Origin of the sequence: Calothrix sp. UHCC 0171, assembly GCF_034931845.1 — a bacterium.
GTDB lineage: Bacteria > Cyanobacteriota > Cyanobacteriia > Cyanobacteriales > Nostocaceae > Brunnivagina.
The window spans coordinates 222,469-244,868 of the sequence record NZ_JAYGHN010000003.1; the positions used below are offsets into that span (position 1 = coordinate 222,469).

Genomic DNA, 22,400 nt, shown 5'->3' on the forward strand with positions numbered 1-22,400 from the left:
TGCGTTAATTGATTAAGTATTTGAGGTTAAGTAATTAGATAGTTGAACTCCTATAAACTCATGATTGATGCTAATCAAATGATCATGATGTCCGGGGACATCAATTACTTCCACTGGTTTTTCTGTGAGTTCAGCCCAACCTAATTGGCGATCGTGTTGTACCCACCAAATTTGTTCTAGACAACGGAATAGGATGATTTTGCCGGGATACATTTGGGGAATGTAATCACAAACGGCATTTACGAAACGAGAAAATATTTCTTCTTCGTCTGAGGTTTTATTCACTGTGGGAATTGATGGAGATACTATTTCTTGAATCGCAATAACGGTTTTTCTCCAACGCTCTTGTAATCCACCCTGTAAATAGATGAGCTTGTGTGCTAATTTCAAATTCTTGAATGTCTGCCAGTGATAAGCCAGCCAATTTCCGAGCGATAGTTGTCTGTAATATTTTGGGCAGGTAGTATCTAATAATGCAAGTAGCCCCACATCTTCCCCTTGGGCTAGGAGTTGCTGTGCCATTTCAAATATAATTACACCACCAACTGAATAACCACAAAGATTGTAGGGACCTTGTGGTTGTACGTTACGGATATATTGGATATACTCAGTCGCAATATCTTCTATTCGCTGACGGATATCTTTTTTGCCATCAAGTATATGAGCTTGTAATCCGTAAATTGGCTGTTCTGAGTCTAAATATTTGACTAAGTGCTGAAAAACGAGAACGTTTCCATCTGCACCGTGAATAAAAAACAGAGGTGGTTTTTTGCCATTTGGTTGAATGGGTACTAAAGTTGACCAAAGTTCAGAATGATCTTCTTTTTGGAGAATATCTGCCAGTTCGGCAATTGTTGTCGCCTGTAAAAACGTTGTCAGAGGTAATTTTTGCTTACATCTATGTTCAATTTGTGCCAGCATCCGCACAGCTAGCAGAGAGCTACCTCCCAACTCAAAGAAATTGTCGTGGATGCCGATCGCTTCAATTCCCAGCAATTCCTGCCAAATTTCTGCTAATTGAGCTTCTAATTGCGATCGCGCCGCCATAAATTCTGGTTCGAGTTCGGGACGGGTGGGGTTGGGAATCGGTAATGCCTGGCGATCGATTTTACCGTTCGGGTTCAGTGGTAAGCTTTCTAAAACCACAAATATCGCAGGAACCATGTAGTCGGCTAATTTTTGCTGGAGATAGCGACGAATTTCCCTGACTTTGATTGTTTGTCCAACTTGGGGAACCAGATAAGCAACTAAGCGCTTCTCTACTGATGTATCTTGACGGGCAATAACTACCGCTTCCCGGATATGCGGAAGTTGTAACAAAGTGGCTTCAATTTCTCCTAATTCAATGCGGAAACCACGAATTTTGACTTGATGATCAATCCGTCCGAGAAATTCAATATTACCATCGGCTAAAAAGCGCCCTAAATCTCCAGTTTTGTAGAGTCTTGCTGTCGGTTCTGGGTTCAAAGGGTGAGGAATAAATTTTTCATAGCTCAGTTCAGGGCGGTTCAGATAACCCCTTGCTAAACCGATTCCCCCAATGTGAATTTCTCCAGGTTCACCTATGGGAGTTGGTTGTAAATTTTCGTCCAATATATAAATATCCGCGTTGGTAATGGCTTTACCGATTGGTGCAACAGCCAAGTCATCTGCACTTAGGCATTGCCAAAAAGTTGCATCGATGGAAGCTTCCGTGGGACCATAAACATTACATAATACTCCCTGTAAATTTGTGCGATCGCAGAATAGTTTAACTAAATCCATTGTTAAAGCTTCCCCGCCGCAGGAAATATGTCGCAAACATTGACAAGCTTTGATACCTTCTTCTTCTAAAAGCACCCGCAGCATTGAGGGGACAAAAGCTGTAATGGTAATTTGCTGTTCGGCGATGAGTTTAACTAGGTAGGCTGTATCTTTATGTCCTTGCCCATGAGGTAAAACTAATTGTCCTCCATAGCAAAGAGTCCAAAATATTTGCCACACTGAAGGATCGAAACTAAAGGGAATATTTTGTAAAACTTTATCTGTATTACTTAAACCGAAGGTTGTTTGTCGCCAATATAGTTGGTTGACAATACCACGGTGAGGAACCATCACACCTTTAGGTTTTCCGGTAGAACCAGAGGTGTAAATAACATACATTAAATTTTCAATGTTTGTCTCGCAGTCTGGATTGTCTTGACTTTGTTGAGCTAGTTCAGTCCACTGGGAATCGAGACAAAATAATTGTGCTGTGGTGTTTTCTAGATGCGGTAATAGATTTTCTTGTGTGAGGAGAAAAGGTGTTTGTGTATCCTCTAAGATAAAATTCACCCGTTCCGGTGGATAATTGGGGTCTATGGGTACGTAAGCACCTCCAGCTTTGAGAACGCCTAATATCGCTACTATCATTTCTAGGGAACGTTCTACATAAATTCCTACCATTACTTCTGGTTTGACACCTAGAGTTTTTAAGTAATGTGCAAGTTGATTGGCTTGCTGATTTAATTCTTGATAGGTAAGCGATTTCTCGGCAAATACTACTGCTACTGCATCAGGTGTTTGTAATGCTTGTGTCTCAAACATCTGCTGTACACATTGTTTACCCAAATTGTGAAAACAATTATCGATATCTTTCAGATGTTCTTGCTGATTTTGAGACTTAGTGTATACTTTATGACTTGCTGTTTGCATATTTTTAGTAGCTATTAATACAAAGTTCCGTGCTTGGAAGTTCCCATAAAAACTGTATTTAATTGTATTTTTTCTCGGAATCATGGATATGATGTGGGAATTTTACAAATTCTCATATTCCGAATCATCAATATATAAAACCTTGCAATATTCTCTGATTTTTAATGAATAGAGTTAGTGAATAGAGCTAAATGGACATTTGGAAAAGTTAGATATTGGTGAAGATTTATTTTCTCTTAATTCCTGCTTAGCTACAGCTAAAGCGTGAATTGCTTGATAATAGTTTTTGTCGTCTTTAAATTGGTTAGAAAAACGTTGTAAGTAGGTTTCTAAGTATTTAATGCGGATTTGTGGTGCGTCATGAGAACTTTTGAGAAAAGGTAAATCCTGTTCTACCATAAACCGAATAGCTAGTATCGGTACAGGGCTGCGAAGAGGACGGAAATCAGGATTATGTAAGCCTGGGCTTTGATTACGCAGATGAAATTCTCCCAGCATCAGCCCTGCTTCTACAAAGTAAGGTTTTAATTTTTGTTGGACTTCGTCAATTAAAGTTGGAGTATTTTCTATTTGAATACTAGGGAAAATTAGCAAGAAGACTTTATATATTGTTGCCTCTCCAGTTGTTGGTTCTGCCTGTAAAAATACATCACGATATTTTCTGACAATATCTTCTATTTCTTGCTGAATAAGCTTTTTGGGTCGAATTACTGCTAACTGGATTGTATCGGCTTTTAAAGCAAAAGGTACATAAGGACATACTTTACCGCTTCTACCTAAGTCTGGATGTGGCTTTGCCAAAAAGTTTCTTACCCATGTAGATATCTCAATTAAGTACGGTAAATCCTGTTGAAATTTATCAATTTCTTGAGAGGTATATAGTTGCATATATGATTACCATTAGGAAGACTAAATACTTGAGAAAAATAATTAGGGGAGTTAATTAGTGTCAGAATGCATGAAAATTAAAATATGCGGCTACTCATGAACTTACTTCCGATAAATGATTCTGTGAATCAGGTAAATAAATCATTGGTATACAAAATATTGATGAATCATCATTTTGTAGTCAGCACTTCAGGAAACAGTGAACAACAATTAATTTCTCAATCCCTGATGGTGTTTGATTACTATGTATTACTGTAATTAGACTGACTCAGTCATAAACTGTATTTTTACTTGTTTTCAGCCGACAATCATGAAGATTATGCTTAAATTCATTTATAATTTTTAAAGTTTTGTCAAATGTCTGAATAAAGATAATGCATAAATGATTTTATGAGGTGTAATTTTTTGTACTTCAGACAGTTTATCAAATCATTTTTTGATAAACGTATTTGTTCTTAAAGATTTTGTATATTTTTAATTAAGTGTCAATTAAATATACTGAGGCTTCCGGAATGTCAAAATTACTGATGAAAATAAAAGTCTTGATTTATTTCCGTAGATTCCTCAGCTAAAATCAGCAATTCAGCAACATCAATATATCTACTTTTTGGTATCAAGGAACAAGTGAGACTGATGTAACATTTGCAGATATGGAAGTTTGGGTGTAGTATTGGCTGCGATACGGAGTATCGTACTTCCACAACAACAAAATCAGAACAAATAAGAACAAATAAGTCGGGTGCGAACCAATGGGAGACTGCGATACTACTCTTTAACTTTATATAACTATCTACTTCATCCATATACCCGTGAAGATAATTCGCCGTTTACTACCTATACCATTCCTAGATGACTCTGTTAACAGTTGGGCTTTAGAGGCACGTTTACTGCGTTGGATAACAATGCTTTGGCTGTTTATAGGGCTTGTTGTTTTATTTTCCGCATCCTATCCCCTTGCCGATGCTCGTTATAAAGATGGTTTGTATTACTTTGGACGGCAACTGATTTGGGTTGTTGTCGGTTTATTTGGATTCAATATAGTTGTAAATACACCAATTCGGAAGTTGTCCGGGATATCTCATTGGTTTATCTTCCTATTTTTACTTTTAATTTTCGTCACCTTGGTTCCCGGGCTGGGAAAAAGTGATTTGGGTGCCGCACGTCGGTTATTGGGACCAATTCCAATTCAACCATCCGAATTAATTAAACCATTTTTGGTTATGCAAAGTGCTAGACTATTCGGACAATGGGATAAATTAACTTGGCGAGTTCGCTTTACTTGGTTAGCTGTTTTTGGATTAGTCGTTTTAGGAATTTTAGCTCAACCGAATCTTAGCACTGCTTCCCTCTGTGGGATGACTATCTGGTTAATTGCCCTTGGTGCGGGATTACCTTATAAATATCTGGGTGGAACTGCTCTTGGGGGCATCTTGCTGGCGATACTGAGTATCAGTTTTCGCGAGTATCAACGCAAACGGGTAATGTCCTTCCTGAATCCCTGGGCTGATGCAACTGGTAATGGTTATCAGCTAGTTCAAAGTTTGCTAGCAGTAGGTTCTGGGGGACAAATGGGCGCTGGTTTTGGACAATCACAACAAAAGTGGTTTTATCTACCCATCCAGGATACAGATTTTATTTTTTCTGTGTTTGCGGAGGAGTTTGGATTTATTGGCTGTATGGTATTGCTGACAATGCTGGCAATATATGCCACTTTGGGATTAATTGTGGCAATCAAGGCGACAAATCAAATTTATCGATTGATTGCGATCGGAATTACAGTGGTAATGGTGGGACAATCCTTGCTACATATTGGTGTGACTACGGGTGCATTACCAACAACTGGTTTACCGTTGCCTTTGTTTAGTTACGGTGGTAATTCGATGATTGCGAGTTTACTGGCTGCGGGGATATTAATTCGGGTGGCGCGAGAAAGTAATGAAGCGGAAGTTGTCCCCATCAATCGGGAATTGCCCAAGGGAAGAAGACGCAGAGGCACTACAACGATAGGATAGGTTAGATTTTTTCGGGAAAAGGGAAAAAACGTTAACTGTCCCATTCCAAAGTGATTTCGATGTTGGCTGTACTAACTCCTTTGGCGAGTACAGCCGTTAGTTTACCTGCATCTACGCCAATTTCGATTCCAAAGCGAACTTTGGCTTTATTGGGTTTAATTGTTTGTACGGTTTCAGCAATTTCTTGAGCTAGAGATTTGATAGCAAGAGTAGCTTCGCTAAAAGGTCGAGTTTCCAATCCGATTTTGCGATCGCTAATCAGAGTTGCTTCAACTTTCACAACTGTACCATCTGCTAGTTCAACTGATACAACTTTGTTTTGGGATTCCATCTAATATCATATCTGGTTGAATACTTATTATTAAAACTGACACGGAGACTTAGAGACGCGGGGATGCGGAGAAATTTTAATTAATTGTTGTCGCCAACATTCATAGCTGCAATCATTGCTTTTTGGCTGACATCTTTATAAATGCTATCTAAGTATTTTGTCACAATATCTGCCGCCGAGAAATTCGCCATATTTTCTTCTTCTTTGGCTAAAGGAATTGCCCCTAATAGATTCAAAATATTTTCGCTAGTGGATGGTGCAATTACTACTAATGAAGGTTCCAATGGTTCGTCATATTTCCAGTAAGATTCCAAGTTGACTGGATATTGTTTTGTTGGTAACTGCTCTTGAGCTTCAATGATTTCTGTCTCGATAATTTCGGTATTATTCCCACTATCTTCTCTACGTAAATTGCGTAAATTACTAATAATTTCTGCTTTTGTACGTCCCCGTAATTGAAATAATACAAAAGGGTCTTCGCTGAATCTATCTCCTAATTGATAGTAAACTGCACCGACATGTTTACAGGGATTAGCTTTATCGGGACAAGAGCATTTACTACGAACATCTGATAAGGTAAATGGAAACAAGGATAAACCACTAGAGGTAAATACTGCTTCGATATTTTGTGGCATTTCCCCAGCTAGAAGTTTCGCCGCAAAAATTGCCTTTTGAGACATTGCTTCGATTACATAGCCCCATTCTTCATCACTAAAAGGTTCAAGAGAAAGAGATACTTTATAGGGTTCTGGTTCGCTACCTTGGACTTTTGCTAATACTTTTGCGCCTTTAAATTCTATGCTTAAAACATTACCTTGACGGGAGTAATTTCTTGCCCGTTCTAAGCGTTTTTTAAAGCGATAAGAATCAAGTAATTCTAACCATCTTTGTGACCACCATTCACGACTTGCTTGTAATGTATCATTAGACATAATTATTTTGATTTCTAACTAATTGGTGATGGATTCTAAAATTAGAAAACTGACTAATCTTCTTCAATAACTGTGCTTCTATCTAATAATAGTAAATTTCGTAATTGGTCTGTATCGAGTTCGGTTAACCAATCTTCGCCAGCGCCGACAACTTGTTCTGCGAGTTGTTTTTTACTTTCGATCATGTCATGAATTTTTTCTTCTAATGTACCTGTACAAACAAATTTATGTACCTGTACATTTCTAGTTTGACCAATACGAAATACTCGGTCTGTAGCTTGATTCTCAACTGCGGGATTCCACCATCTATCAAAGTGAAAAACATGATTAGCTCGCGTTAAATTTAAGCCTACACCTCCTGCCTTTAATGATAAAATCATGATTGGTGGTCCTTGGGGGTCATGTTGAAATCTATCAATCATTTCCTCACGTTGTTTTTTACTAGTGCTTCCATATAAAAAGAATATTTCTCGACCTAATTGTTTTTCTAAATGCGGTTTTAGTAATTTACCCCATTCGGCAAATTGTGTAAAAATTAAAGCTCTGTCTCCTTCAGCTAAAGCAACATCAAGCATTTCTTCTAATCGTTGTAACTTACCTGAATGTTGTTGATTTAAAGATTCTTGTTTGAGATATTGTGCGGGGTGATTGCAAACTTGTTTGAGTTTGATTAATAATGCTAAAATCATTCCCCGTCGTTGTAAACCATCGGCTTGATCAATTTCAGCTAAGGATTTTTCGACAACTTGTTGATAGAGTGTGGCTTGTTCGGAAGTCAAACCACAAAATACCGTCATTTCTTGTTTTTCTGGTAAATCTTGAATAATATCGCGGTCTGACTTTAACCTTCGTAAAATGAATGGTTGTACCAAAGAACGCAGTTGTGAAAGTGAGGATGTATCGCCATATTTTTCAATTGGCATTGCAAAACGTCTTTGGAAAAATTGTTTATTGCCTAAATATCCAGGGTTGAGAAAGTCGAGAATTGACCAAAGTTCTTGCAAACGGTTTTCTACAGGAGTCCCAGTTAAAGCAATACGAAAACTAGCTTCTAATTGCCGTACGGCTTGCGATTGCTTGGCATCAGCATTTTTGACATTTTGAGCTTCATCGAGGACGATATTTTGCCAAATTACCTGCTGCAATTCCTTAATATCTCTGTGGACGAGTGAATAACTAGTAATGACTAAATCATGTTTTTTGATTGCCGTTACAAAAGCTTTTCCTTTAGGTCTTTTATCGCCATGATATTGTAAAACTTTGAGAGTTGGTGCAAATTTTTTAAACTCACGTTCCCAGTTTCCCAATACTGATGTGGGACAAACAAGTAGTGTGGGATTTTCAATCGTATTTTGTTCTTTGAGGTGTAATAAAAAGGCGATGAACTGAATTGTTTTACCCAATCCCATATCATCTGCGAGACAAGCGCCTAAACCCCAACGTTCCAGAAATGCTAACCAAGCAACACCACGCTCTTGATAGGGACGCAATTCTCCTCGAAAGTCTTTAGGTGTCGCTAAAGTTGCGATCGCACTATTATTAGTTAAGGCGTTAACTAGTTCCTGTAAAGCTCCTGAAGCTTCAAAGCTAACTACGGGTAATTTTTCGATACTCTGGGTATCTCCCGAACTTAACCGCAATGCATCCTCTAAGGAAAGTGACATTTCTTCTTTGCGAGATGCAAAAAAGTTTTGTGCTGTTTTGATATCATGCGATCGTAATTCCACCCATTCGCCGTTAATCTCCACTAGGGGGCTATTTAAGGCAACTAAACGATCAAATTCCTGTTTAGAAATAGTTTGTCCCCCAATTGCTAATTGCCATTGGAAATTTAACAAACTCTGCAAATTCAAACGTCCTGGCTGTTGTAAGTTTTGGGCTGTAATTTTTAAACCCAAGCGATTTGCCCAACCTTCACGATTCGCCAAACTAGGTGGTAAAATCACGCCCAAGCCGCTATCTTCCAAACGCCAAGCTACGGATTTGATAAATTCGTAAGCTTGCATGGGGCTTAGGTGACAAAATGTCGGAGATTCACTTTCCAGACTCTCGGCAATGGGAGGATATAACCTTGAGGCTAGCCCCAAACCCCGCAAAAATGTTTCCTGGGGCTGTTCAATTGTTCGATTTTGATACAGGAAACGTTCAATCGGTTGTTGCCAAATTGTTGCCGCATCAACTAAAAATTCGCTATCATCTGATGCTTGCAGAAAATAAGCTAAAATCCACTGATTTTCTCCAGCTTCTGGCGATTGCAATTGAAAACAGGTGCGAAATAGCGTTTTCCCTGCCATTTGATACTCTAATGGCATCATCCAAGCTTTGAGTGCTGCCTGCAAGCGTTCTACTTCTGGAGGATTGGCATTGATAGCATTGGATGTTGTTGTTAATCCTTGCAACCACTGACGTACTGCTGTGGGTAATGCTGCTAGCAAACGTGCTTCTGCAGCTGCGGGAGGAGTAATCATTCCGCGCACGCTGACGTTAATTGTGGAGTTGAGAAAGTCGATAATTAATTCTTGAGGTTCTCTGGGCAAGTCTATATTAAATGGAGAATTGTTTTCACGCTCACCATTTTTCTGGTAAGTTCGACATGCTAAAGGCATCAAGTGCGAAAATTTCTCTAATCTGGTGGTATCAACTGCACTATCTAAGAGTGCTTGCCAGGAAGTTGTAAAGGTATTATTTGGTAGATTATTTGGCTGTGATTGAATATTGGGCAAATACTTACATCGTGCAATTAAATCGAGACTCCAACGAGCAATTTGCATCCAGAATCGTAAATCTGCACCTAAAAACTGACTCTCGCCACTGGCAATGTTTAGAGGTAAAGATGCCAGTAATTTGATTGCTTCATGGGGATTGAGATAAAATCCTTCGACTCGCCAAGGTTGAAGATACAGAGATTTTAGCTGTGTTTGTTCATCTTCAAGAATTTCTCCATAATGGATTGGTGATATTGTCATATTTTCGCCATGATGACTAATTATCACATGACTAGGTAGAGCAATGATTTCGGATGCGATCGCTAAATTAATGGGATTACTTTTAGTTGCTTTTGTTGTTCGCCGATTTGAGGTTGCCTTAGATTGGGTTGTGGGAGAAATATTTGGTTGTAGAGACTTCGGCAGGATAATTGGTAAAGTTTGCATCCATTCCCATAAATCCACAGATGACATCACAAAAGGATTTAAAGGTAATTCATCTGCTAAAGTCAAATTTGAGTTGTCATCCAGAGAACGCCAAGTTTCTCCCCAAATGAATAGACAGTTTGTTTGATTTTTAATTATCCAACTACCGTGTAAGATTGCCATGTGCAAATTAACTAATTTATCTTCTTGAATTTTTAATTTAAAACTAACAAATACTTAATATTGCATTTTTCAAAAAATGAAAAATATGATATTTTCTATATTTAGAATTTTCATATATTCGCTACAAGCGCAGATACATAAACTAAATATATTTAGATATTTTAGATAATTTAGATAAATATTTAGATTGACCTGTAAATTACTCAAATGAAAACACCTATATTATATTAAACAAAAATAGTAAATCATGGACTTACCTGTTGATAAAATTTTAGAAAATGGGATGCATCTAGAACTAGATTACATGCATTCGCATGAACAAGAAACAGTCAGAACATTACTTAATTTAATTATTGTTGAGGGAAAAAGCTATCCCCAAAAACAACCTCTGACTGAACTAGAATTTAGAGCATATTGGCTGAATCAAGCAGCTTTTGTTGTCAGACATAAAGTTGCGGATAATACAGCGAAACCAAAGGAAATACTAGGAGCCTTTTTCTTGAAGCCAAATTTTCCGGGACGGTGCAGCCATATTGGCAACGCTGGCTTTATTGTACAACGGGAAATGCGGGGGCTAGGTTTAGGTCGATTTATGGGAGAAGCAATGTTAGAAATCGCCTTTGAGCTTGGATACAAAGCTGTGATGTTCAATTTGGTATTTGCCAATAACATCCCTTCCCTGCGCCTGTGGGAATCCTTGGGCTTTGAGATCATTGGGCAAATCCCGGCAGCAGTAGAACTAAACGATCGCACTTTCATCGATGCAGTAATTATGTACCGTTGTCTGGAAGAAAAGGGGAAGGGGAAAAATAAAATTTAGCAATTGCCAGTCCGTACTAGTAGATGGGTACAAAATCGCCAAAAAACCAGAAGTTGACTAAATAATCAGGCTTTTTCCACAATTATGCCGGAAATTCAGTATGGGAATACTCAACTCGTATATAAAATATCTCATAACTCTTAACCTTTACGACCGACAGTAATAGTACATAAATGTTAGGATTGCCACAGTGAGAGAATAGCGAACATAGAAGGAAAAGAAACTGAATGGGAGAATTTGAGAAGTCAATATCCTTTGATGGACGGGATATTGGACTGAAGATCGGCTTGTTAGCTCCCCAGGCTGGCGGGTCTGTTTTGTTACAATCTGGGGATACGTCAGTGTTAGTGACAGCGACGCGATCGCAAGGCAGAGAGGGCATCGATTTTCTACCTTTAACCGTAGATTACGAAGAAAGACTGTATGCTGCGGGTAGGATTCCCGGAGGGATTTTACGACGTGAAGGTCGTCCACCAGAAAGAGCAATTTTGACTAGTCGTCTAATTGACCGTCCTTTACGTCCCTTGTTCCCATCGTGGTTGCGCGATGATTTGCAAGTCATAGCTACAACCCTATCAATCGATGAACTTGTACCACCAGATGTACTTGCGGTGACAGGTGCATCAATCGCAACACTGTTGGCAAAAATTCCATTTAATGGACCAATGGCAGCCGTGCGCGTCGGCTTGGTGGGGGATGATTTTATCATTAACCCTACTTACGCAGAGATTGAAGCCGGAGATTTAGATTTGATCGTGGCTGGTTCACCTGATGGTGTGATCATGGTGGAAGCTGGAGCTAATCAGTTACCCGAACGGGATATTATTGAGGCGATCGAGTTCGGTTATGAAGCTGTCCAGGATTTAATTCGCGCCCAGCAAGAATTAATTGCTGATTTAGGCTTGCAAATTGTCCACGAAGCACCACCCGAAGTAGACCAAACCCTGGCAAACTTCATTCGCGATCGCGCGACATCCGACATCAAGAAAATTCTCGCCCAGTTCGAGTTTACCAAAACCGAACGCGATGCCGCTTTAGATGAAGTCAAAGCCGGTATTGTGGCAGCGATCGCAGAATTTCCCGAAGATGAGACAATCCGCGTTGCTGCTGCTGCCGATAACAAGGCACTGGGTAATACTTTTAAAGAGATTACCAAAGAGCTAATGCGCCGCCAAATCGTCGAAGATAACGTTCGCGTTGATGGACGTGCCCTCGATCAAGTTCGTCCGGTTTCCTGCCAAGTCGGTATTATTCCCAAGCGTGTCCACGGCACGGGATTATTTAACCGAGGACTAACTCAAGTGTTATCTGCATGTACCCTGGGTACTCCTGGCGATACGCAAACCCTCACCGATGATTTGCAGCCAGACCAGTACAAACGTTATATGCATCACTATAACTTTCCCCCCTACTCTGTTGGGGAAACCAAACCCCTACGTCCGCCAGGTCGTCGGGAAATTGGTCACGGTGCTTTAGCGGAACGGGCAATGTTACCTGTGCTACCTAGTAAACATGAGTTTCCCTATGCAATCCGTGTCGTATCCGAAGTTCTTTCTTCTAACGGTTCAACCTCAATGGGTTCGGTTTGCGGTTCCACGCTGTCGTTAATGGATGCAGGTGTGCCGATTAAAAAACCCGTGAGCGGTGCTGCAATGGGTTTAATTAAAGAAGGTGATGAAGTTCGCGTTCTGACTGATATCCAAGGTATCGAAGATTTCTTGGGTGATATGGACTTCAAAGTTGCGGGAACCGATTCGGGAATTACAGCACTGCAAATGGACATGAAAATTTCCGGCTTATCGCTGGAAGTGATTGCCCAAGCCGTCCATCAGGCAAAATCGGCAAGGTTGCACATTCTCGAAAAAATGCTTGCCTGCATTGACAAGCCTCGTACCGAAATGTCGCCCTATGCACCAAGATTGTTGACTATTAAGATTGACCCAGACATGATTGGTTTGGTAATTGGTCCTGGTGGTAAAACAATCAAGGGTATTACTGAGGAGACTGGCGCTAAAATTGACATCGAAGATGACGGTACAGTCACAATCTCCGCAATCGATGAAAACAAAGCCAAGAGAGCGCGTGGTATCATTCAAGGAATGACACGTAAGCTTAATGAGGGTGATGTTTACGTAGGTCGTGTGACTCGGATTATACCGATTGGTGCGTTTGTGGAATTTTTGCCCGGTAAAGAAGGCATGATTCACATTTCTCAGCTTGCAGACTACCGCGTTGGTAAAGTCGAAGATGAGGTTGCAGTCGGTGACGAAGTGATTATTAAAGTACGTGAGATTGACCAAAAAGGTCGAATCAACCTCACTCGCTTAGGTATTCACCCTGAACAAGCGGCAGCAGCAAGAGAAGCTGCAACGAAGTAAATCACGCGATTTTGGATTTTAGATTTTGGGTTAAATACATCAAAAATCTAAAATCCGTGATGCCTTGATTTAAAGTATTACTGTTATATGGCGCTTGCCTCAATAATTTTGATAAAATCGACGCGGAGATGGGGAGAGAGGAAGACGCAAAAAAAATTAATGACTGATTAGCCTAACTTGCATATTACCTATAGTCTCGTCTATCATCCCGTCTATCGTCCCGCCTATCATCTCGTCTATCATCTCGTCTATCGTCCCGCCTATCATCTCGTTTATCATCCCGCTTATCTCCAGAACTAGAACTAGAACTAGAACTAGAACTACTACGCTTTTCTTCTTTCCTATCTCCAGAATCCTTTTTTTCGCTAGAACTAGAACTGCTAGATTTATTTTCTTTCTTATCTTTGGAACTGTCTCCCGAATCGAATTCAATATCAGTCATCAGTACCCGTACTAAAAACATGCCAGTTAAGCAAAAAAGATACAAAGGTACGACAACTCGTGCGGCGAGGAGACCGCATCCAGCAACAACCGCAGCAGTAACAAAATAAGATGCGGAGTCGTTAAAACTACTTTTTTGCGCCAATATGGGCAGCGATGTCCAAATAACGCCTAATGCTAGCATGGAACTTCCAACCGCCAGTGCTAATATCCAACCCGTTGTATAGTCGATAAAGTCACCGGGAAACGTATAAATTGCGTATCGAAAACCAATAGCAATGACTGGTATTGATGCATGTAGCACCAGGTGACTGTAAGTCCACTGCCAAAAAGCCGGGATGGTAGTAGAAACTTTGGTCTTACTGGGTTCGAGAAACCGCGAAGATTCGTAATAATCCCACCAAATCCCAAATATCAGTATTAGACCAAAACTTGCCGCGATCGCAGATTCAATCACAGATAATCGACGTAACTGAATTGTGCGGATGATTGTAGCTAGCGTTGTCCCCAAGATAATAATCGTAAATACTCCAAATCGCTCCCGGAGTTGGGCAAAATTCCCCGGAAACTTGACTTTATCCTTTTCCTTACTGGCAAATACTGGTGTCAACAATTCAACCGACAGGGCAATACCCCACATCACATATCGCGACGGTGCAGGAATTGCGGTTGCTACTAGCCAGATAATCAAAGCAATCCCATATCCTTGAGTGAGGCGACCTGTTAATTCTTTCGCTTCGGGAATAGTTTGTCCTGCACGTATATATTGAAAAAACGTTGCACCTCGCGTTGATACATAAGCCGCAACAAATGTTGCATCGGCTTGATCAAAAGTATCAGGAATCGCGATCGCCATCATCGCCACACCAAACATACCCGATAGGGTTAATAACCTCTGAATGATATCACCGATATCAAACCGCGCCATACAAAAATTATGGTCGCACCATAACCACCAAATTGGTACAAATAAAAGCCCATAGCGTCCTAATTCATCAATGTCATATTCTCTTGATAACTGAGCCGATAACTGCAAAATGGCAGCCATGAAAATCAAGTCATACAATATTCCCAGCCAATTACTATGTCGTTCCTGGGAATCATCGCGCAGACGTAGCTTTTGGGAAAGTTGGCGTTTGAAGCGGCGCATGGGAGGGATGCAAACAGCGATAGTTATTTCTAAATCTAGGGGATAGGAGCGATCGCAGTTGTTATTCTAGTCAAGGTTGCAGTTAAATTATTTGTTATTCATACACAAGCGAAGGGAAAAGCTGATGAGGCTTATCTTTCCCATCTTTTCTTTAAAATTACGACAAAAGTAGATTTTGATATATTTAGGGTGTTTTATTACATGACCTTGGATAATGGATACTAGAAATTTAAACTTAAGGTGAGTCTGCCGTTGTCATCGGCAATTTTTATAATGTCCCCAACAGTCGAAGTTCTAATTATTCTTCTATTAATCTTTGCCAATGGGCTGTTTGTCATGTCGGAGTTGGCAATAGTTTCGGCGCGAAAAGTCCGCTTACAACAACTTGCCGAACGAGGTGATATCAAAGCACGGGTGGCTCTAAGTTTAGCTTCTTCCCCGAATCATTTTCTGGGTACTGTCCAAATAGGCATTACCCTACTAACTATTCTCTCTGGTGCTTTTGGTGAAAGCACTATTGCTAGACGCATTGCTCCGATTTTTGGGATTACAATTGCCCCTCCAGCACCCGCATCATACAAGGAACAGTTAGCTACAGGATTAGCTATTCTGATTATTACTTTTTTAACCCTGATTTTGGGCGAGCTTGTACCCAAGCGGTTAGCCTTAAATCATCCCGAAGCGATCGCTTCTGTAATGGCAATCCCCATGCAGATGCTCTCGAAAATTACAACACCTGTTGTTTACCTGTTAACTATTTCCACTGAAGCTGTCTTACGCATGTTGGGGATTAAACCATCAACGGAACCTCTAGTGACTGAGGAAGAAATTCGGGTTTTAATTGAACAAGGAACCGAAGAAGGTACCTTTGAGGAAGCCGAACAAGATATGGTGGAGCGGGTATTTCGTTTAGGCGATCGCCCGGTTAGTGCTTTGATGACTCCTCGACCCGATATTGTCTGGTTGGAATTGGAAGATACAGTCGAAGAAAATCGCCAAAAAATCATTGATAGTGCTTATTCTCGATACCCAGTATGTCAAGGTGGACTCGATAATGTGTTGGGGGTTCTCCCAGTTACAGACCTACTGGCAAGGAGTTTTACAGGTCAACCAATCGACTTAACTGTTGGTTTACGTCAGCCTGTATTTGTGCCAGAAAGCACCCGTGGTCTAAAAGTTTTAGAAATGTTTAAGCAAACGATTACCCATATGGCGTTAGTCGTTGATGAATATGGAGTAATTCAGGGATTAGTAACACTCAATGATATTTTAATTGAAATAGTTGGTGATGTTCCGACTATTGAGGGACAAGAAGACCCACAAATTGTCCAGCGCGAAGATGGTTCCTATTTATTGGATGGGATGTTGGCAGTCGATGAATTTATGGAACTGTTTGAGATTGAAGAATTGCGATCGCAAGATCGCGGTAGCTATCAAACTTTAGGTGGTTTTGTCATTACTCACCTGGGACGTATTCCCTCAGCTGCTGACTATTTTGAATGGCAAGGTATGCGATTTGAAGTCATGGATATGGATGGGAATCGTGTAGATAAAGTTTTGGTAGTACCAAAGGTGGAGTGATATTAGGAGATTTCCAGGAAATAATGTACCGAAAATTGTTGTAGTGCCAAGAGGAGTTTCCGGGGAGGTATTCTTCACGGAAAACTCCGGGGCATCTTGCCCGCTACACCAAATTCCACCTCAATTTTGAGGATAAAACTACGCGGAGCAAAATTAAAGACTGAGACTACGGAGTTATGGAGGTTGTTGCCAATGAATTGGGAGCAGCCTCTCGTTGTTTTTGAGGGCGAAGATGATTTTTACCCATGTATAACCTATGCTTATACAACAAATAAGCAATAAATATTCTCACGATAATTACCAGTAGTAAGTAATGGAAACACAGGATAACTAGTATAAAAAACAACATTAATAATTAGAATTATTGAGGGATTGATCATGGGTAGAGTGTATCGTGTGCTGGAGACAGTTAACATGATGCAAAATTACAGACAGTGCTGGGTGCATGCCTTCAAGTATGGTAAGTCGCTTTCCTCTACAAACTATTCCTCGCCCGCTATTTTCAACTGAATCGACAACGACAGGAAGGTAAATTTGACTTCCATACTAGTAGAAAACTTATTTTCTTTATCGAAAGTTTAAAATATTGCAGATAGATTTACGTTGTTTTGCGGATATTAATGACAGCAAAAAAATGGGGAAAATTTGATAGAAAATATCGGTTATTGCTGACAAAAAAAGAAATTTTATCCACATATCAAGATTAAATAAAATCATTCCTATCACCCTATACAGTTCTTCAATCTGTGTATTAACTTGGTAAGTAATCAGAGCAAATAAGATTCGATTTGTTTTGATAATTAGCAAAATTTAGCAAGATTTAATTTAGCAAACGGAAGTAAGAGGCTCTATGCAAAAGCGTAACTTTATCCAAGGATTTTTTATTAGCGCAGCATTAGGATTAGGATTTATCTCAACAATGCCGGCGGCAAACGCAATGAATTTAATTCCACAACGGGAAGGAGAAATAAAAACTACTAACTTAGGTTGTGTTGTTAATGCTGCAAATTGTATTGAATCGAGTGAACTAGGATTTAATGTCACGAGCTTAAGCTACCAAGACTCCGCTAACAATACTTATGCACCTAGCCGTTTATTCATTGATAAAGGTGAAACAGCAAATAACTGGGGTTCGGGAATTCAGTTTGGTAAGACCGATTTGGGAACCAACACCACACAAGATGAATATTGGTTGCGTGCTGTTGCATATGATACTGCTGGTAAAGTTCGTGAAAAGGGTCAGTTGGAAGTTGGCAGGTTTAAGTTTGATTTCGGTAAGATCATAAGTGAAATCAGCTTGGATTTATTTGATATTGAAGATGCATTTAAAACAGGTATCTTAGAAATTAATGGCAAGCCAGTTAGCCAACTCTTAGCTGCAAATGGAGATAATGGAACTACATCAATAGTCTTAAAAAATGTGAGTTCTTTTGTTTTACAGTTAGGAAACACTGGTCCTGATTCTGTTTTCAAACTGACTGGTGATGGTGTTCGTTTAACAGGCTTAATGACATCGCAATCTGTTCCCGAACCCAGTGCTGCGATCGCTTTTGGTTTATTTGCGACTGTAGGTACATTTGGTTTGAAAAAGCGTCAGCGTCAACACGCTTAAACAAAGATAATTTATTGAGTTAGAACACAGGAATCAGAATAATCACTCAGAATAATTTGATTCATTAATTTCCAAGAGGGTTTATAACCCTCTTTTTGGCTTTTCCACTGAACAATTTCATTCCCTAATTATCATTTTGGCTAGTTCACAAAATCCTTCCCCTGCTGCTGCCTGCGTAATGTAAGCAGGTTGATGCTGCAATCTCTCAATATACTCCCGCACATTTGCTACACCTACAGAGATGGGAAAGTAACGCGCATCAAATAAACTTTCATCATTGGGACTATCGCCAACTGTTAAAACTTCTGTGGCTGTGTAGTCAGAAAAATATTTTGACAATATTTGTAATAAACCAATTGCTTTATCTTGTCCTTGAGGTTTAATGTGACATTGCACTGTGCTGTAGGTAAAACCCCAACCCATATTTTGACAAAGATTTGCTATTGATTCTAAATCGCTTGTAGTTAATCCTTGAATATCAAAAGTCCAGTCGGTGATACGGAAACGGTTATCGCTAGATTCTTGAATTTGGGGAAATTGTGCCTTTAACTCGTTAAAAGTTGCTGCTAATTGCTGGCGATGTCTAATTAGATCAGGAATTTCGCTTAAAGATATTCCCGTTTCGCTCCCAGACGGATAATACATACCACCATTTTCAGCGATCGCTCCCACAACAGGCAAGTAGTGTGCGAGTCCACTTACCCATCCCGCACTGCGCCCAGTGACTATTAATACTTTGATATTGGCAACCTGTAAATCATGAAATGCCTGAATTAGAAGACTATTAAATTTTCCATTTACAGTTAGAGTCCCATCCATATCAGTAGCGATGAGACGAATTTTACTTAGATAATGGAGCATATGGGGATAATTATGAGTATACCGATTCCCTAAAAATGTTGACTACAGATGATTGACACGAGGACGCGGGGATGGATGTGTAGCAGTATTTTAGAGAATTTATATAATACCCCATTAACGATTAATCAATTTTGAGAAATTGATCATCATCAGGGAAAATAATCCTGCAAATTTGGGCATCCTAAGCATGAGAGGTTAAATTCTTATGCGTGTCCATTATGTCAACTTCAATTTATATTGCCCAATATATTGCCCAATCACCGCCGGCAAAGTCTAAAAAGACATCTCCGGCTACTCAAACACAAGAAGTTGCATCCATCAGCGACTCGCAAGCTGCTTCAGTTTGGGTTGGTACATCCGCAGGGTTAGGAATACTATTAATTGTATTGATTTTATACGGTAAAATCACCTTTGATAAATTGCAAAAGAAAATTCGATTTGAGAATTTTCGGGTTAGAGAAACCGAGAAAAAGCTGAAGTTAGCTTTAGAAACTATTCGGAAAATGGAAACTAATCCAGATTTAATTAATTCGCGGGAATTTAACTTAGATTACTTACGGATGCGGATGGATGAAGAGGTTTTCCATTTTGCAATTGTAAATCAGGTGAAAATTAAAGTAAAAGATAAAATTACACAAGCACTGCGTCCAACTCAGGTAAATACAGGTGTTGTAGGAATTGCTAATAATTCGGGCAGGCAAGTTGATGAGATATTTGATGTTGAACATGAAACCGGCGCTCCACCAAATATCAGTAAACGAGTTCTATTTCGGATTCAAATTCGCTTAATGAAATTACCAACACAAGCGACTTCTGTGACAATTAGCCAAATTATTGATTGTATTGAAACTTACCTAAGTCCGGCAGAAGATCATGATACTTGGCAACCGACTATTCAAGGCAGGGTTGCTTTTATGCATTGGGATCAAAAAGCAAAACCCACACCTTTATTAGTGCTGGAACAATCAAATGAAGGTGTCAATGTAACATTCCGTACTAGTCGTCAAAGTAATGCTTCTAATCCCAAATCCGATAAAAAACCTAGGTCTTTTAGGTAATTTTTAATTACAAGGAAATGAAAAATTCAGAATTCAGAATATAGAGTTTTCCATTCTGAATTTGCTTGATAACTAAGTGCATCTCCAATTATCATGAAATATGATGCTGCTTCAATAGTCAGCAGTCATAATTCAAAATCCATAACTTATAATTTAAAAGTCAGTATTCAGAAATTACTGATTTCTTAGTCCAGATTCATGACTCAAGATAATATTTTGAGAATCCCTTGCTAAAACACCATCTTCCATATTGATAATGCGATCGGCAATATCTAAAATTCGGTTATCATGAGTCACGAGTAAAATTGAAGTACCTTTTTCTCGTGCTAATCGCTGCATTAATTCGACAACATCGCGTCCAGATTGTTTATCCAAAGCAGCAGTAGGTTCATCTGCTAAAACCATTGCCGGATTATTCACCAAAGCGCGGGCAATAGCAATTCTTTGTTTTTGTCCTCCAGATAGATTATCGGGAAAATAATTTACCCTTTGTCCTAAACCAACTGCTTTCAACATTCCTTCGGCACGATTAATTGCTTCCGTTTGAGAAATGCGATCGTTTAATTCTACTGCCATTTGCACGTTCTGTCTTGCTGTCAAAAATCCTAGCAAGTTATGTGCCTGGAAAATAAAACCAATATTACGTCTAATATTTACTAGTTTTTTCTGATTGGCTCGGTACAATTCCTCACCTAAAAATTTTAAGCTACCTTCTTGAACTGAACGTAAACCACCAATTAAACTTAGCAAAGTAGTTTTACCAGAGCCAGATGGTCCGGTCATAATGACAATTTCTCCTGGATAAATATCCAAGTTAATATCAAATAATATTTGTTTTTTTAATGCGCCTTTACCGTAGTAATGGTTAATATGCTTAATGGAAATTACAGGCTCTTTTTTTGGCATAAAATAGTTTTTGGCGATAATTAGTAATACTTCAGTTGAAATCAATAATTCTCTATTTTGTATTATTAAGCTTCATATTAGCTGCTATATATTTCTAGTGATAACTCCAAAAATAAATCATTTTTGTCTCAATGTTTACACAATTATTAATTACCATTAATGATAATTTTAAAATGTTGAGATTTAGAAAATATCTGCTGGGTCAACTGCCCGAAGCTTCCTCACAGCAATTACACCGGAAAAGAAGCACATCACAACTGTAAGTATCAATACAATAATCGAGCGGTCTACTGTCATAAATATAGGTAACAATGTCGCATCTCGTGTTTTTTGATATAGAAATATAGCAAATGCAAATCCTGGAATATAGCCTAAAAATGCTAATATTAAAGCTTCTTGTAAAATCACATTTAATAAATATTTATGGCTGTAACCAATCGCTTTCAAAGTTGCATATTCAGATAAATGGTCTGCGACTTCAGTGTAGAGAATTTGATAAACAATTACAGTTCCCACAATAAAACCCATAATTGCACCTAAAGTAAAGATAAAGCCGATCGCAGTATTATTTGCCCAAAAATTTCGTTCAAAGTCAATATATTCCTGCTTAGTCATCACCCTAATATCTGACCCTAAATATTTGCGGATATTTTCGGCAACTGCTTGAACATTTGTACCTGATTTTAATTTGATTAAACCAACTTCAATTAAGCCTGATTGGCGGAGATTAAATATTCTTAAAAAATTGACATCGCTAGTCATCATATTTCCATCAGCACCAAATGAAGTGCCTAACATAAATAAACCAGCAACTTTAATTCTTCGTAGTCTAACCTCAGCAAAGACAGATTTTCCAGCATTGAATTCTCTAGCAATAGGTCCAAACTCTAAGCGTGAAGCTCGGTCGTATAATATAGTATCTGGTAAAGTTAACTTTTTCTGATTTTCTGAAACACCGGGAATATCAAATACATTTGATTGGGGATTAAATCCAATGACAAATATAGTTCGAGGATGACCAGTTTCAGGATTTTTAAAACTTGTGAAGTCAAGATAAATTGGATGAACTGCTTCTACTTCTGGAAAATCGAGAGTTTGAAATAAACGCCTTTGGGAAAAGCTTTTCATCGAGATTAAGGAACTCGATTGATTACTAATTAAAACAATATCACCTTGCAAACTAGTATGAAAACGGACATTACTGTAATACAGCGAATCTTGGAAACCCAACTGCATAAACATCAATATATTGGCAAAGGCAATTCCAGCAAGTGCTACCAAAAGTCGAGTACGTTCGCGAGTCAGTTGCAGCCATGCTAAGGGGATTTTGCGAGACATTTAAGATTTATATTTATTAATAGTTAGTGGTTGCTAGTTAATGGTTATCGGTTAGTAGGTAGTCTGATGAAAACTAAAAGGTGAAGAAGTAAGGTATGGTAAAAA

General features: G+C 39.1%; 15 protein-coding genes. 6 read left to right on the forward strand and 9 right to left on the reverse strand.

The annotated features are described in order from the left end of the window. Positions 1-12 precede the first annotated feature (12 nt). Together VB733_RS04340 and VB733_RS04345 are read right to left on the reverse strand one after the other, a co-directional pair. Positions 13-2,673, reverse strand: a complete 2,661-nt coding sequence (locus tag VB733_RS04340) for an amino acid adenylation domain-containing protein (RefSeq protein WP_323338884.1) — start codon at positions 2,671-2,673, stop codon at positions 13-15. A gap of 174 nt (positions 2,674-2,847) precedes the next feature. Then, a complete protein-coding gene (locus VB733_RS04345) occupies positions 2,848-3,561 on the reverse strand; it encodes a DUF6875 domain-containing protein (RefSeq protein ID WP_323338885.1) in 714 nt (237 codons plus the stop codon). An 809-nt stretch (positions 3,562-4,370) separates the two neighbouring features. On the opposite strand from VB733_RS04345, the gene VB733_RS04350 reads away from it, so the two are divergent. After that, positions 4,371-5,573 carry an FtsW/RodA/SpoVE family cell cycle protein gene (locus tag VB733_RS04350; RefSeq protein WP_323338886.1) on the forward strand — a complete coding sequence of 401 codons (1,203 nt, stop codon included), beginning with the start codon at positions 4,371-4,373 and terminating at the stop codon, positions 5,571-5,573. Positions 5,574-5,604: 31 nt separating this feature from the next. On the opposite strand, the gene VB733_RS04355 is transcribed toward VB733_RS04350, so the two are convergent. The 3 genes from VB733_RS04355 to VB733_RS04365 all read right to left on the reverse strand — a co-directional run bounded on the left by VB733_RS04355 (position 5,605) and on the right by VB733_RS04365 (position 10,150). Beyond that, complete coding sequence (locus tag VB733_RS04355; RefSeq protein ID WP_323338887.1) at positions 5,605-5,904, reverse strand: CU044_2847 family protein; 300 nt, start codon at positions 5,902-5,904, stop codon at positions 5,605-5,607. 80 nt (positions 5,905-5,984) lie between these two features. Then, on the reverse strand, positions 5,985-6,836 hold the full coding sequence (locus VB733_RS04360) for an SWIM zinc finger family protein (RefSeq protein ID WP_323338888.1): 852 nt from the start codon (positions 6,834-6,836) through the stop codon (positions 5,985-5,987). Between the two features lie 53 nt (positions 6,837-6,889). Next, positions 6,890-10,150, reverse strand: coding sequence for a DEAD/DEAH box helicase (locus VB733_RS04365; protein WP_323338889.1), 3,261 nt, complete (start codon positions 10,148-10,150; stop codon positions 6,890-6,892). Between the two features lie 247 nt (positions 10,151-10,397). Between VB733_RS04365 and VB733_RS04370 the strand changes: the two genes are divergently transcribed. Together VB733_RS04370 and VB733_RS04375 are read left to right on the forward strand one after the other, a co-directional pair. Continuing rightward, on the forward strand, positions 10,398-10,970 hold the full coding sequence (locus tag VB733_RS04370; RefSeq protein WP_323338890.1) for a GNAT family N-acetyltransferase: 573 nt from the start codon (positions 10,398-10,400) through the stop codon (positions 10,968-10,970). A 227-nt stretch (positions 10,971-11,197) separates the two neighbouring features. Further along, entirely contained in the window at positions 11,198-13,348 is a 2,151-nt protein-coding gene (locus tag VB733_RS04375; protein WP_323338891.1) for a polyribonucleotide nucleotidyltransferase, read from the forward strand. A 184-nt stretch (positions 13,349-13,532) separates the two neighbouring features. Here the strand turns inward: VB733_RS04375 and VB733_RS04380 are convergent, their stop codons facing one another. Further along, positions 13,533-14,939 carry a low temperature requirement protein A gene (locus tag VB733_RS04380; RefSeq protein WP_323338892.1) on the reverse strand — a complete coding sequence of 469 codons (1,407 nt, stop codon included), beginning with the start codon at positions 14,937-14,939 and terminating at the stop codon, positions 13,533-13,535. 273 nt (positions 14,940-15,212) lie between these two features. On the opposite strand from VB733_RS04380, the gene VB733_RS04385 reads away from it, so the two are divergent. Together VB733_RS04385 and VB733_RS04390 are read left to right on the forward strand one after the other, a co-directional pair. Continuing rightward, a complete protein-coding gene (locus VB733_RS04385; RefSeq protein ID WP_323338893.1) occupies positions 15,213-16,520 on the forward strand; it encodes a hemolysin family protein in 1,308 nt (435 codons plus the stop codon). Between the two features lie 850 nt (positions 16,521-17,370). After that, positions 17,371-18,132, forward strand: a complete 762-nt coding sequence (locus VB733_RS04390) for an LEVG family PEP-CTERM protein (protein ID WP_323338894.1) — start codon at positions 17,371-17,373, stop codon at positions 18,130-18,132. Positions 18,133-18,249: 117 nt separating this feature from the next. Here VB733_RS04390 and VB733_RS04395 read toward each other — a convergent pair whose 3' ends face one another. Continuing rightward, positions 18,250-18,993: an HAD family hydrolase gene (locus VB733_RS04395; protein ID WP_323338895.1), complete on the reverse strand. Its 744-nt coding sequence runs from the start codon at positions 18,991-18,993 to the stop codon at positions 18,250-18,252. 218 nt (positions 18,994-19,211) lie between these two features. Between VB733_RS04395 and VB733_RS04400 the strand changes: the two genes are divergently transcribed. Continuing rightward, positions 19,212-20,051, forward strand: a complete 840-nt coding sequence (locus VB733_RS04400; RefSeq protein ID WP_323338896.1) for a hypothetical protein — start codon at positions 19,212-19,214, stop codon at positions 20,049-20,051. Positions 20,052-20,225: 174 nt separating this feature from the next. Here VB733_RS04400 and VB733_RS04405 read toward each other — a convergent pair whose 3' ends face one another. Both VB733_RS04405 and devC read right to left on the reverse strand, forming a co-directional pair. Next, entirely contained in the window at positions 20,226-20,957 is a 732-nt protein-coding gene (locus VB733_RS04405) for a DevA family ABC transporter ATP-binding protein (RefSeq protein WP_323338897.1), read from the reverse strand. A gap of 183 nt (positions 20,958-21,140) precedes the next feature. Beyond that, the gene (gene devC / locus VB733_RS04410; protein ID WP_323338898.1) at positions 21,141-22,295 is read right to left on the reverse strand and encodes an ABC transporter permease DevC; all 1,155 of its coding nucleotides are present in this window, start codon (positions 22,293-22,295) and stop codon (positions 21,141-21,143) included. Positions 22,296-22,400 lie beyond the last annotated feature (105 nt).